Source organism: Bacillus sp. SIMBA_008 (assembly GCF_046535495.1).
GTDB lineage: Bacteria > Bacillota > Bacilli > Bacillales > Bacillaceae > Bacillus > Bacillus subtilis.
Genome location: NZ_JAWRWL010000343.1, coordinates 1 through 278 on the forward strand (window position 1 = coordinate 1; position 278 = coordinate 278).

Annotated in this window: 1 protein-coding gene; it reads left to right on the forward strand. The window is 75.5% G+C overall.

Annotated elements, in window-relative coordinates; translation table 11 throughout:
• Positions 1–275: hypothetical protein (locus SB658_RS23505; RefSeq protein ID WP_410602703.1), on the forward strand; the 275-nt coding region annotated here is incomplete at its 5' end.
• Positions 276–278: the final 3 nt, after the last annotated feature.

Here is a 278-nt window from a genome sequence, read left to right on the forward strand (position 1 = left end):
GCGCGGTTTGTTGTGGTGCCTGCTGCTGGCACCGGTGCTCGCCTGCGCCGCCGCGCCGCGCGCTGGCGTGGCCAGCCTGGAACCGGGCGTGGCTGTCGCGATCGACGGTGGAGGTCCATGCGCCCTACCGCCAGCTTGCCCCGGGCGAGCGCATGCAGGCCGGCGAGCGCTGGACGCTGCTGCGCTACGACGGTGCCGACCAGCCGGCCGCGCAGCGCGAGTTCCTGTGCCGGCAGGCACCGCGCCTGGGGCTGGCACATGCCTGCGGCGACTGACGG